This window comes from uncultured Campylobacter sp. (genome assembly GCF_937959485.1).
GTDB lineage: Bacteria > Campylobacterota > Campylobacteria > Campylobacterales > Campylobacteraceae > Campylobacter_B.
In genome coordinates, this window is sequence record NZ_CALGPY010000012.1 from 125,271 (window position 1) to 138,546 (window position 13,276).

12 protein-coding genes are annotated in these 13,276 nt (G+C 46.9%); all 12 read left to right on the plus strand.

The window, feature by feature from the left end:
• Nucleotides 1–3 precede the first annotated feature (3 nt).
• The 12 genes from uppS (at nucleotide 4) to Q0380_RS08105 (ending at nucleotide 13,268) form a co-directional block, all read left to right on the plus strand.
• On the plus strand, nucleotides 4–681 hold the full coding sequence (uppS, locus tag Q0380_RS08050) for a polyprenyl diphosphate synthase (protein ID WP_298962413.1): 678 nt from the start codon (nucleotides 4–6) through the stop codon (nucleotides 679–681).
• 311 nt (nucleotides 682–992) lie between these two features.
• A complete protein-coding gene (locus Q0380_RS08055; protein ID WP_298962414.1) occupies nucleotides 993–1,397 on the plus strand; it encodes a hypothetical protein in 405 nt (134 codons plus the stop codon).
• Nucleotides 1,398–1,462: 65 nt separating this feature from the next.
• Nucleotides 1,463–2,218, plus strand: coding sequence for an A24 family peptidase (locus tag Q0380_RS08060; protein ID WP_298962416.1), 756 nt, complete (start codon nucleotides 1,463–1,465; stop codon nucleotides 2,216–2,218).
• Complete coding sequence (locus tag Q0380_RS08065; protein WP_298962418.1) at nucleotides 2,211–3,242, plus strand: LptF/LptG family permease; 1,032 nt, start codon at nucleotides 2,211–2,213, stop codon at nucleotides 3,240–3,242. The genes Q0380_RS08060 and Q0380_RS08065 overlap by 8 nt, the downstream gene beginning before the upstream one ends.
• 484 nt (nucleotides 3,243–3,726) lie before the next feature.
• Nucleotides 3,727–4,476 (plus strand): tRNA pseudouridine(38-40) synthase TruA, encoded by a 750-nt coding sequence (gene truA / locus Q0380_RS10510; protein ID WP_366806677.1) that lies wholly within the window; start codon nucleotides 3,727–3,729, stop codon nucleotides 4,474–4,476.
• Between the two features lie 233 nt (nucleotides 4,477–4,709).
• Complete coding sequence (locus Q0380_RS08075) at nucleotides 4,710–5,651, plus strand: TAXI family TRAP transporter solute-binding subunit (RefSeq protein WP_005873238.1); 942 nt, start codon at nucleotides 4,710–4,712, stop codon at nucleotides 5,649–5,651.
• Between the two features lie 8 nt (nucleotides 5,652–5,659).
• Nucleotides 5,660–7,741 (plus strand): TRAP transporter permease, encoded by a 2,082-nt coding sequence (locus tag Q0380_RS08080; protein ID WP_298962425.1) that lies wholly within the window; start codon nucleotides 5,660–5,662, stop codon nucleotides 7,739–7,741.
• A 739-nt stretch (nucleotides 7,742–8,480) separates the two neighbouring features.
• Nucleotides 8,481–10,604 (plus strand): TonB-dependent receptor, encoded by a 2,124-nt coding sequence (locus Q0380_RS08085; protein ID WP_298962428.1) that lies wholly within the window; start codon nucleotides 8,481–8,483, stop codon nucleotides 10,602–10,604.
• Complete coding sequence (locus Q0380_RS08090; protein WP_298962431.1) at nucleotides 10,598–11,500, plus strand: alpha/beta hydrolase-fold protein; 903 nt, start codon at nucleotides 10,598–10,600, stop codon at nucleotides 11,498–11,500. Before Q0380_RS08085 ends, Q0380_RS08090 begins: the two co-directional genes overlap by 7 nt.
• A gap of 169 nt (nucleotides 11,501–11,669) precedes the next feature.
• Nucleotides 11,670–11,921: a hypothetical protein gene (locus Q0380_RS08095; RefSeq protein WP_298962434.1), complete on the plus strand. Its 252-nt coding sequence runs from the start codon at nucleotides 11,670–11,672 to the stop codon at nucleotides 11,919–11,921.
• A gap of 199 nt (nucleotides 11,922–12,120) precedes the next feature.
• The gene (locus tag Q0380_RS08100; RefSeq protein WP_081451750.1) at nucleotides 12,121–12,579 is read left to right on the plus strand and encodes a CidA/LrgA family protein; all 459 of its coding nucleotides are present in this window, start codon (nucleotides 12,121–12,123) and stop codon (nucleotides 12,577–12,579) included.
• Nucleotides 12,576–13,268, plus strand: a complete 693-nt coding sequence (locus Q0380_RS08105; protein WP_298962437.1) for an LrgB family protein — start codon at nucleotides 12,576–12,578, stop codon at nucleotides 13,266–13,268. The genes Q0380_RS08100 and Q0380_RS08105 overlap by 4 nt, the downstream gene beginning before the upstream one ends.
• The last annotated feature ends 8 nt before the right edge of the window (nucleotides 13,269–13,276 follow it).

A 13,276-nucleotide genomic window follows, 5' to 3' on the forward strand; every position in this document is an offset into this window, starting at 1 on the left:
TCCGTGAATAGCCTAAATCATCTCGCCCTTGTGATGGACGGCAACGGGCGCTGGGCGAAAAAGCGCGGTCTGCTGCGCACCGGCGGGCACGAAGCAGGCGCGGAGGTCGTGGAGCAGATCTGCGAGTTTTGTATCGATGAAGGCATCGCAAACCTCACGCTCTACGCTTTTAGCACCGAAAATTGGAAGCGCCCGAAAAGCGAAGTGGAATTTTTGATGAAACTGCTTCAAAAATTCCTAATTTCACGCCGCGAAAAATTTATCCAAAACGGAATAAAATTCTATCCGATCGGCGACATATCAGCTTTTAGCGGCGATCTGCGAAGCGAGATCGAATATCTTTCAAATTTAACTCAAAACGAGCGAGCGCTAAATTTTAACCTAGCGATCAATTACGGCTCTCGCGACGAGATCGTGCGGGCTTGCGAGCGGCTGCTTGCAAGCGGCGAGCGACTAAGCGAAGCGGGTATCGGCGCGCATCTGGATACTGCGCACAGCGGCGACGTGGATCTGCTGGTGCGCACGGGCGGCGAGCAGCGGCTATCTAATTTCTTGCTCTGGCAGGCAAGCTACGCCGAGCTTGCGTTTACGCCGACGCTGTGGCCGGATTTCACGCGCGAGGAGCTTGCGCGCATAGTGGATGATTTCCGCCGCAAACAGCGCCGCTTCGGCGGTCTTTGAGCTGCGTCGCGGTCGCTCTGACGGTCGCTTTAAATTTTAAAATTTTAATTTGCAGAACCGCCTGCGACGCAGTAAATTTTAAAATTTAATCCGAGGGCGCTCGTGACACCTTGAAATTTTAGGATTTTAATTTGCAGCGCCGTAAAATTTAAAATTTTAACTACGTAGGCGCGCGGCGCTATAGAAGTTTTAAAATTTCGCCCGCTTAAATTTAAACCTCTAGCGCGAGCTGTGTTGCGCGGCGCGGTAAATTTACGCGGCAGGAATTTTAAAATCGCGGCGCGTTCACGCTAAAACCGACAAGGAGGGCTATGAGCGGCAAAAAGCTTACCAAAAAGTCGATGAAAACTCTAAGATGCCCAAGATGCGGCAACGTATATAAAAAACCTAAGAAATTTATACTGGCGATCCACGTTTGCCTGCTTGTGTTTTTCGTGCTAGCATTTGCTTTCATCCCCGATAAAATGGGGATTTTGGCATCCGCAGGCAGCGGGATAGGCGCATATATTATGTTTTTGTGGATCGTAGATACTTTGAACTTCGATCTTTTGGACGCCGTGATACTGGTGGCGGGATTTTTGATTTTCGGCGGATTATATGAGGCATGGGGCGAGCCGCTCATCGCGGGGCTCATAGCCATTTTATTTTGCGTAGGTACGGCGGCGATTTTCGTAAAATTTTTCCCTTATAAGAGGCAAAAAATCAATGAAAACTAAGAAATTTCTCGCTACCATAAAGCGTTTGATTAAATTTTAAAAAGTTAAAGCTCCAAAGGAAAAAGATGGATTTAAATATCGTTTACGGCGTGATTTTTGCGGTATTCGGCACCTGCGTAGGCTCGTTTTGCAACGTCCTGATCTACCGCTTGCCGCGCGGACAGAGCATAAATTTCCCCGCATCGCACTGCCCAAAGTGCTCTCACGCTTTAAAATTTTACCACAACATTCCGCTGCTTTCGTGGCTCTTTTTGGGCGGCAAATGCGCCTTTTGCAAAACCAAAATTTCGATCCGCTACCCGATCGTCGAGCTTTTAGGCGGCGCGCTTGCGCTTGCGGCGTATTTCGGCGAGCCCGATCTTGCAAAAGCCGCGGTGCTTGGGCTTTGCTTTATCTTACTTATGGCGCTTTCGGCGATCGATTTTGAGTATAAAGCCGTACCCGAGAGCCTTCTTTACGTAGTTACGGCGCTTTCGCTTGCTTACACGCTGATGTATGATTTTAATCTCAGCGGCGTGGGCGCGGCGGCGGGATACGCGGCGATATTTTTCGTGCTGCGCCTCATCGTCACCTTCGTGCTAAAGCGCGAAGCGATGGGAAGCGCGGATATTTTTATCGCAGGCGTTATGGGGGCGATTTTGGGCTGGAAGCTGGGCGGCATCTCGATCTACATCGGCGCGATTTTGACACTGCCTGCGTATCTCATCGCGCATAAAAAAGGCTACGAACTACCTTTCGTGCCCTTTTTATCGATGGGGCTGCTTCTTACCTTTATCTTCAAAAATCAAATTTTAAGGCTCTTGGACGTCATTTATGGATAGGGTGCAGCGCTATTTATTTAGCAATTTCGTTAGCTCGTTCGCGTCGCTTTTTAGCACGCTTTTTATCATAATGTCGATCGTATTTTTCCTTCAGATCGCGCGCATTACGTCGTTTATCGAGATAAATTTTTCAGAGCTAGTAAAGCTCTATCTTTTCATGCTGCCGCGCATCCTCATATTTACGGTGCCGATCGCATTTTTCGTAGCGCTTAGCATCTCGCTTTTTAGGCTATCTAAAGAGAACGAAACCATCGTCATATTTACTATCGGCTACGCCACGCGCAAGATCGCGCTGTTTTTCGGCATAAGCGCCGCGCTGTGTTCTTTAGCGCTACTTTTCGTATCGCTTTTTATGATGCCGATAGCCGAAAATTTAAAGGACAATTTCATCGATTACAAAAAAATTAGCGCGACGCTAAATATCAAATCCAACGAATTCGGGCAGAAATTCTCAGACTGGCTCGTTTTTATCGATTCGCAGGAAAACAACGGCACAAGCACGCTGTATAAGGATCTGGTGCTGTATAATCCAGGTGGATCGCAGGATCACGAGCGGATGATCGTAGCGCGCAGCGGCGAGTTTAAAAACGAAAACGCGAGCTTTTCTGCGATGCTGCACGACGGTAAAATTTACACGATGAGCGGCGAGCAGTGGCACGTAAGCGAGTTTGAAAGCCTAACCCTGCGCACGCAAAGCGACCGCAATATCCGCGGCGGAGGCGGCGTGATCGGATACTGGAGCGATATGAGCGGCAGCGAGAAGCGCAGGAAGGAATTTAGCATCTACACCCTCGTCTCGCTCTTTCCGCTGGCGAGCTTCCTGTTTGCGCTAAGCCTCGGCATCGTGACCTATCGCTACGAAAAGGGCTTCGTTTACGCGGGGATCTTCGGCGTGCTTTTTAGCTACTTCGCGCTGATCATGCTGCTCTCCAAACATCCGAGCATCGCGCTTCCAGTGACATTCGGCGTTACGCTTATCGGCTCGCTGCTTTACTACAGGATCAAAATTGCCCCGAGATACTGAAAAAGACTCCGAGCTTTGCGGCGGCGAAATTTTAAACAAAAGCTCGTCCGCTCGAAATTTAGCGGATAAAATTTTGGCGAGCAAGCCTAACGCGTCTGAAATTTTGCGTGGCGTAAATTTAAAGCATGAAGCGCGAAACGGCGAGCAGGCTTTGATATTAAACGATAAAATTTCAAATTTTAAAAATTCCGCTCTCGCAGATACGGCTATCTATACTGCACCTGCTTGCGATTTGAATCACGAAAGCGCCGAGCGGAATTTGGACGCCGTTCACACCAAAAAGACCGCGCGCGGGGAAAATTTAAATTCCGCCCGTAAAAATTCCGCCGATACCGCGGCTTCGGATATTTGTGCGGCAAGCATAGAAGAGATTTGCACAAGTCCCACAGACGCCCGCGCCGCAGACTCTCTCAAAGCAGATACCGCCTACAAAGCGGGCATTTCCGCAAACACCCTCGCAAGCGCGTCCGAACTCAAAAATATTATTGAAAGCGCGCCTACAAGCGACTTTGCAGCGAGCGCAAACTCCGAGCGCGTAAAGCTCAAGCTCATCTATTCCTATGACGGCTCGAAATTTAGCGGCTCGCAGTCTCAGCCTCACGGGCGCGGCGTCGAGAACGTGCTACGCGCGGCTTTGGGGCGCGTGGGGATCTTTGCGCCGCTAATTAGCAGCTCGCGCACAGATAAAGGGGTGCACGCGCTGCGCCAGGTAAGCTGCGTCGAATGCACCGTGCACTGGGAGCTGCCGCGTCTAAAAGAGCTCATAAACCGCCACTGCGCACCCTATATTTTTGTACGTCACATCAGCTCGGTACCGCGCGATTTTCATCCGCGTTACGACGCCGTGGCGCGCTCCTATCGCTACGTTTTAAACCATGGACGTCCAAACCCCTTTCTTAGCGATTTCTGCGTGTTTTATCCGCGCGTAGATCTTGCCGCGCTCAATGCTGCGCTTGCAAATTTTATCGGCGAGCACGATTTTAGCGAGTTTATGAAAAGCGGTAGCGATATAAAAAGTCCCATACGCGAGCTCTACGTCGCGCGTGCCTACTCTTTTAGAAATTTGACCTTGATAAATTTTAAAGCCAACGGATTTTTGCGAGCGCAGGTGCGGCTGATGGTCGCAAACGCCCTAAAATCCGTGCAGAGCGGGCGCAAGATCAGCTTCTCGCGAGCGCTTAGCAGAATCCCCTTTCCGCCAAACGGGCTGTATCTTAGCGGCGTGAGTTATTAAGACTTGAAATTTATAGCGTTAAATTTTATCCACGGGCGTTTGGATTTCAAGCTTAGAATTTTATCGCGGTAAAATTCTGCATATGAGAGTAGATCGCCACCCTACTTTGATATTAAATCACCTGCGCCGCAATGTGTAAAATCGTAAATTTGCGCGAAATTCGATCTATTTTTATTAGAATTTTATAGAAATTTAGCAATACTTTTAAACTTTTAACTCAAAAAGGAGCAAAGATGAAAAAATTTTCTGTTGCTTTGGCCGGTTTGGCCTTACTAGCTAGCGTTTCAGGCGCTAAGGAGTTCATCAATATCGGCACCGGCGGTATGACCGGCACCTATTATCCGGTAGGCGGCGCGATTTGCCGCTTGGTAAATATGGATAAAAATATGAAATGCTCCGTGCAATCGACGGGCGGCTCAACGTATAATGTCAATAACGTGCTTAAAAAGGAGCTAAATTTCGGCTTCGTTCAAAGCGACGTCGTCTATGATAAATACAACGGTACGGGCAAATTCCAAGGCGCGGCGGATAAAAATTTACGCTCCGTAATTTCGATCTATCCGGAGCTTTTGGCTTTCGTCGTCTCTAAGGAGAGCGGTATCAAAGCCTACGGCGACGCTGCGGGTAAAAAGATCAATATCGGAAACCCAGGCAGCGGCAATGAGCTAACCAGCACGATAGTTTTTGAAAACTACGACTTCGATCTTAAAAAGCTCGCCCAGCACGGCGTCCTAACCGCGCAAGAATGCCCTATGGCGCTAAAAGATAAGAAAATCGATGGATACTTCTACGTCGTAGGACATCCGACCGCAAATATCACCGATGCGGCGACTTCGCTTCCTATCGACTTAGTCGGCATCGACGATGAGCATATCAAAAAAATTCTAGAAAAATATCCATATTTTGCCAAAGGCGTGATCCCTGCGAAAATGTATGACGGCGTAGATCACGACACACAAACTATCGGCGTAAAGGCTGTGCTTGTAACCGACGCTAGCCAAAGCGACGAAGCGGTTAGAGCGGTAGTTAAAGCAATACTTGATAATTTCGACGAGTATAAAAAGCTACACCCTGCGCTAAATTTGGTAAGCAAAGAATCTCTTTTAGAGGGGCTTAGTGCGCCGCTTCATCCTGCGGCAGAGGCGGTGTATAAAGAAGCCGGGCTGCTGAAATAGGCTAGTTGATGGAGAAATCTACACAAAACGACGAGCAGGTTTTAGAGGTAAAAAGTAGAGAATTTACCTCTAAAAAGCTCTTCTGGCTCGTGACGCTGGTCTGCTTCGCGTGGTCGGTCTTTCAGCTTTACATCGCGTATTTTACGCTAAATACGAATATCGCGCGCTCAATCCACTTGGCGTTCGCCATTTTTATAATTTTTTCGCTTTTTCCGTTTCGCCCGCGCTCTAAGGCACATTTTTACATCCCGTTTTACGATTATATTTTATTAATCGTCGGAGTCGCCGCGATCTTGTATCCTGCAATAGAATTTAACGGGCTAGCGCAGCGCCCGGGAAATTATCTAACCAGAGATATCGTAGCGTCGTTTATCGGAATTTTCATACTCTTTGAAGCAGGTCGTCGTATGATGGGACCAGCGCTTGGTATTATCGCTTTTACCTTTCTTCTGTATTGCTACTTCGGTCCTTATATGCCCGATATCATCTCGCATCGCGGCGCAAGCTTTGAACTGCTTGCAGGGCATATGTTTTTAACTACAGAGGGCGTATTTGGCGTACCAGTGGGGGTCAGCACCAGCTTCATTTATCTGTTCGTGCTATTCGGCGCGCTTTTGGAGCGAGCGGGAGCGGGGCAGTATTTTATAAACGTAGCGTTTGCGATTTTAGGTCGCTTCCGCGGAGGGCCTGCCAAGGCTAGCGTAATCGCCAGCGGACTAACCGGCATGGTAAGCGGCAGCTCGACCGCAAACGTCGTGACGGTGGGCACCTTTACGATCCCGCTTATGAAAAAAGCGGGGCTTACCGCCACTAAAGCGGGCGCTATCGAGGTTGCCGCAGGCGTAAACGGGCAGCTAATGCCGCCTATCATGGGCGCTGCGGCGTTTATCATCGCGGAATTTTTGGGTATGAGCTACACCAACGTAATGATTGCGGCGGTGATCCCGGCCTTTGTCTGCTATGCGGGGCTATTTTTCATAGTGCATCTGGAAAGCTGCAAGCTGGGGCTTCACGGCAGTCGCGATTACGCCAAGGTATCGAAGCTAAAGATGATCTTTAGCGGAATTCATTACATAATACCGATTTTGGTGCTTCTTTTTACTCTATTGATTCTAAAAGAAAGCGCGATCTCTGCGGCGTTTAACTCAATCTGCGTGCTATTTTTAATAATGATCGTACAAGAGCCCGCTAAAAAAACGATATTTGGCGAAAAGGTTGGCAAGTCCGATTTTATCGTCGGTTTTGTCGATATTTTTTGGGCTATGGTGGGTGCTGCTAAAAATATGGTCACGGTCGCCGTTGCCACCGCGCTAGCAGGCATCATCATCGGCTCGATCTCGCTTACCGGGCTGGGGCAGGTTCTTTCAGAGCTCGTGGAGGCGGTCGCGGGAAATAGCATAGTGCTGATACTTCTGATGACTGCGATAATGAGCCTGATTTTGGGCATGGGACTTCCTACGACGGCGAATTATATCGTCGTTTCGAGCCTTATTGCTCCGGTGATTTTAATACTGGCCGGCAAAAACGGCTTTTTGATCCCTGCGATCGCAGTGCATCTTTTCGTATTTTATTTTGGAATTTTAGCCGATGATACCCCTCCAGTGGGTATCGCAGCATACGCTGCGGCGGGTATCGCAAAGGCAAATCCAGTGACCGTGGGGCTTCAGGGCTTCGTGTATGATCTACGCACCGCGGTGCTCCCGTTTGCGTTTTTCTTCAACAACAAGCTGCTTTTGATCCAAAGTATCGGCGATCCGATGGATTCAAAGAGCATCGTTTGGATCAGTGATCCACTGCAAATCGTGCTGATTTTTGCCACGGCGATCGTGGGTATGTTTGCCTTCAGCTCCTCGCTACAAGGCTGGTTCGTAACCAAGTGCAACATTGTAGAGCGCCTGCTATTGCTGCTAGTAACGCCGCTAATGCTGGTACCTAATATATGCGCGAAATTCATAGAATTTATCCCAAGTGAATACGCAAGCTACGCTATCGGCGCTGCGATATACGTGCTGATCTTTGCAAAGCAGTGGCTTTTAAGACCCAAAGACTCTGACGATACCCATGCCGAAAATAACGTGCCTGCGGTGTAAATCCAAATTTGATCCCGCTAAATTTTAAATAAATTCGCGGGGTCTTATTAAATTTATCTTCTTACTTTGCATTCTTGCGCCAAGATTTTAAATTTGGATCGACTCTTTGCTCTAAATTTAAAACCTCGGCAGATTGTGCTGTGCTGATAAATCTAGTTTAAATTTAAATTTTATCGTTTAGCTCAAATTTAAAGCCGTTGATATGGTGCTGATAAATCTAGTTTAAATTTAAATCCGCCTATATAAACTACTCAAAATTTTAAATTGCGCCGAAGCGATTATGCCCCTTAGTAAGATAAATTTATTCATACGAAGCTACTGTGTTAAAAAACGTCGCATATTAATCCCATGCTAGTCTATAATTATCGCAAGCCGCAGGATGCACGAAATCAATAGAGCAAAGCCGTTTTCGCGTTGCCGCTTGTAATGCCTTCGATAGTTTAAAATATACACGTCCACAAAAGCGAAAATGATTCTTAAAGCAGACAAAATCAAAAACTGTGCAAAATTTCTTCAAAACGATTTGATAATTAATGCCGGGCGTTATAAAATTTTACTTATTTACAGCAATTTCTTGATTATATGTTGTACTTTATTTAAAATAATTTTTATAAAAATATCGATGGAATGGGTAATTATTAGTGAAATTTAATTCTATAAAAATACTTTAATAATTAATATTAAATTTATCCGCTTTGAGTTATAATCCGCGATTAAATTTCAAAATAGAGGAACAAAAATGCAAAATGATATGTATTTTAAAAAGGCGAAATTTATCGCATTATCTATATGCGCGAGCGTTTCGATTTTATGCGGCATGGAAGGCTCGCGCCTAAGCAGTGACGCAAATAGCACGAATCTTGGCGAGATCGTAGTAAGCGCAAGCGGCTTTCGCCAAGATATCAGGCAGGCGCCGGCCTCCATCTCCACCTTGGATAATAAAGAGATATCAAGCGGCAGCTTCACTTCGCTGCACGATATCGCGAATAAAATGCCTGGCGTCAGCGTTATCGCAGGCGACGACGGCCCGGCAAGCGGGATATCTATCAGAGGAATGGAAAGCTCTCAAACCCTTGTGCTTATCGACGGCAAACGCGTAAGTTCCGCGGCGGCGAACCCAAAAGGCGGAGCGGGCGATATGAACTCGAATTTTATCCCGCCCGCAGGAGCGATAGAGCGTATCGAGGTGATTAGAGGACCGATGAGCTCGCTTTACGGGAGCGATGCAGTAGGCGGCGTGATAAATATCATTACGAAAAAGAATTTTTCTAAATTTAGCGGAAGTGCTGCTATATCTACAACTATCCAAGATCACGAGGGTATCGGAAACGGCAAGATGGGCGAAGCCTACGTCAATATTCCCTTCGGGCAGTATGCGGCGCTTCAGCTGTGGGGATATAAGAAACTGCGCGACGAGGATGGCTATAAGGGAGGCTATCAGAAGAGTGATAAATCGGATTCTAACGCCAAGCTTTGGCTAACGCCGGATGAAAATAATAAATTTTACGTTCAAACCGGAAGGCAAAATCACGATTATTCAAGGACTCTTGGTAAAACCGCCGTTTATCCCAACGCGCGCGGATTAAATCACTATAAATATAAAAGAGAAAATCACGGCGTCGGATATTTGGGCGAGTTTGAAAGCTTAAGTGCTGATATAAGTTATCTTTGGGATAAGACTCGCCGTACGAGCATTTTTGATAGCCTTTCGCCCGCAATCGTAAAAAATAGAAATTTTAATTCCAAATTTACGACTTATCTCGGTATAAATACGCTTACCTTCGGCTACGATTTTAGCAAACAGGATGTGCAAACGACTTTCATCGTTTCAAACGCGAATAGGCAAAATTTACGCTCTCCGCAGCGATTTTCTATGAACGAGCATGCGGGATTTTTAGAGGATGAGATCGAAATTTTGGAAAATACGCTATTTTTAACGCTCGGCGGCAGGCTCACGCATAACGAATACTTCGGCAACCACTTTTCTCCTAGAGCCTACGCGACGTTTAATATAGGTGATACCTGGACGATCAAAGGCGGCGTCGCAACCGGTTATAAAACTCCCGACGTCAATCAAATTTCGCCGGAAGTAGGCACGACTCAGGGCGGCTGGAGGATTATAGATTTCGGTAACAAGGATTTAAAGCCTGAAAAAAGCACGACCTACGAGATCGGGCTTTATTACGACAATGCAGACGATCTGCGCGGCAATATCACGCTATTTAAAAACGACTTCAAAGATAAAATTTTAGATACCGATGGCAGCAATATCAATAGGATTCCCGCCTACGGAGGCTGCGCCGGCGCACCGAGCGTTAATTGCCCGGGTTGGGGAACGTATTTTAATATAGAAGGAGCCGAGGTTTACGGCGTTGAGCTGAGTGGTGATTACGATATTACTAAAAAGCTAAATTTCAAGGCAAACTACACCTATAGCCACTCCGAGATCGAAACCGGGGATCCTACGATCTATACGCCAAACGGCGCCGTTAAATTTAGCCAAACCAATCTTAGTAGGCTGGATGGCAAATCCCTGACCGCTACTCCGAAGCATGCCGCACATGCGACGCTTAGCTACAGGCCTATCGCTCCGCTTTCTACCTTTATCGGTCTTAATTACGAAAGCGAGCTTACAAGCGTGCAATTCGGTCCGGGCAATAGGGTTAGCAAAAACGACAAAAAGCTTTTTACTACGGATTTGGGCACACAATACGATTTAAACGATAATCTGAGCCTAAATTTAACCGCTTATAATATCTTTGATAACGTCCGATACGACGAGGGTCTCGCAGACGACGGCAATTACTATTGGTACCCCGAGGAAGGCAGGAGGTTTTGGTTTAAGGTAAACGCTAAATGGTAAGCCCAAAGAACTTCCTTGTGATATTCGACGCACTCTTTTTAGTATGCTTATTCGCTTGCGATCTGAGGGCAAAACCGCCGCAAAAGATTGAGCAGGCAAGTGGAGCTGCGCACGAAATGTTTAATGTGAGCGATTTTATTCTAAAAAGCAAGAACGGCGAAAAATATAAAATTTTTATAGCTCGCCAAAAAAATGTCGCTCGCTACGATAGGGTAGTTTTTATGGTTGATGCGAACGCGCAAGTTGCTATGCTTTTAAACTCTTATGCGCAAATTTATGCAGATCCAAATATAGCGAAAGAAAACGTCGAAACCAGTTCTAAATTAAATAAAACCGTCCTTATAGTAGGCATCGGATACGACAGCCCGCTAGCGTATGATATTAAGCGTCGCACGAGAGATTTAACGCCCGCGGCGAGCGGCGAAGAATATGCAAACGGCGGCGGCGCAGGAGAATTTTACGATTTCGTAAAAGATGAACTATTTCCGCTCGTGGAGAAAAAATACTCTACGGCAAAAAGCGATAAAATTTACTTCGGACATTCTTTTGGCGGGCTATTCGGGATTTATGCTTTGCTGCGCGACGATGGGATTTTCGACGAGTTTTTTATCGCCTCGCCTTCGTTATGGTGGGGTGAATCACAACTGATCAGAGATGCCCTAGACGAAGGAAAGCTTAGATCAAATTTAAAAGCGAAATTCATAATGCTCGTTGCCGGCTCGAGTGAAATGCGTAAAGGGAAAACCGATAAAGCGGGAATTTTAAAAGCGGCCGATCTAGCTGAAATTTTAAAATCAAGGGGGTTTTCTTGCGAGTTTAGGCTCTACGAAGGCGCTTCGCACGGCGAAGTAATCCCATTGGCTTTGCAAGATTTAGCGCTATTTACGCAAAGATAATCTTCTATTTAGCCGGTAAAGCCTTGATCTAAACCCGGCTCGTTTATATTTGCAAGCGCAAGACCGTATGGCGCGGACTCGCTGATCGCGCCGAAACGCGTCGCCGGATTTAAGAAATTAAATTTTAAAGCTCTTTTGGCTAGTATCGCGCAAATTTAAAGGATGGAAAATGCAAAATTTCAAATGGCAAATTTCAAAGCAGCTCAAGCAGGCGATGCGCGAGCGAGATATCGATAATCTCACGCTCGTGTGCCGCACGGACGAGCTGTATTCGCGCTCGCACCCGGGCCACGACGAGGATATGCGTGCCGAAGTTTACACGGTTTTGGACGAATACGCGCCCAACGTCGATATTGAAATTTTTGATCTAGTCTGCAGGGTGCTCGGCGTCAAAATTGAGCTAGGCGAGACGCTTGATTGAGTAGTCGTAGCCGAATTTTATCCGTGCCGCAAGGCTAAATTTAGCGCTATGATAAATCGCAAAATTCTACCTAAAGCCTAGCTACAGAGCTTGCTTAAGTAAATTTTGCCGCAAAATTTCGCCCAAAATCCGCAAGATTAATATCTATTTTAACTGCAAAGTGCTAAATTTAGCGCTAAATTTTAATCAGAGGTAAGCTTTGAACTACTTAATCCAATTCAGTGTGATTTTAGGGATATCTTTTGTTGCGGAGATTTTGGCGGCGCTCGTGCCTGTGCCGATCCCCGCTAGCATCTATGGGCTAGTCATTATGCTTTTAGCCCTGATCTTCAAACTCATCAAAGTATCGCAGATCAGAGAAACCGTATCGTTTTTTATGCAGATTATGCCAGTGATCTTTATCCCTGCGGGCGCTGCGATCATCATCGCAGGCGACGCGCTACGCCAGCATCTTTTCGCAATCATCGCTATTACGGCAGTCTCTACGGTAGTAGTCATCGGTGCAAGCGGCGCGGTAACGCAGATCTTTTATAAAATCGCCCTCGCCCGCGTTAAGCGCAGACTCTACGCAGCCGCGCACGAACAAGACGGCGTGAATACAAAGGGCGTGGATGCGAAGCTGGAGCGCGAAATTTTATCCGGAGACGACAAAAAATGAGAGAAATTTTAATGAACTCCGCTTTTTTCGGCGTGTTTTTGTGCCTGGGCTCGTTTGAGCTGGGACTTTATCTAAAAAAGCGCTTTAAGCTAACGATTTTCAACCCGCTTCTAATCGGTATCGTGCTTACCGTCTGCGTGCTTTTACTCTTTAAAATTCCATACGAGAAATTTAACGCGAGCGCCTCGCACATTAGCTTTTTCTTAACGCCGATTACCGTCTGTCTAGCCGTGCCGCTATACGAGCAGCTGTCGCTTTTGCGAAGTAATTTTTTAGCTATTTTTGCAGGACTGATTTCGGGTATGATCGCAGGGTTAGGCAGCATCTATGCGATGTCGGTGATATTTGGGCTAAATCACACAATGTATGTCACGCTACTACCAAAATCCGTCACGGCACCGATCGGTATGGGTATCAGTGAAAGCTTAGGCGGCATCGTGACACTAACGGTGGCCTGCATCATCGCTACGGGCATCATCGGCAGTGTATTTGGCGAGGCGCTACTTAAAATTTTTGGCATCAAAAAGGCGATGGCAAAAGGTATCGCCCTAGGCTGCGCGAGCCACGCGATGGGAACGGCGCGCGCTCTTGAGATCGGTGACGTAGAGGGCGCGATGGCGTCTTTAGCGATGGCGGTTACGGGACTTCTTACCGTCATCGGTGCCGGTATTTTTGCACATTTCATCTAAGGAGAAAA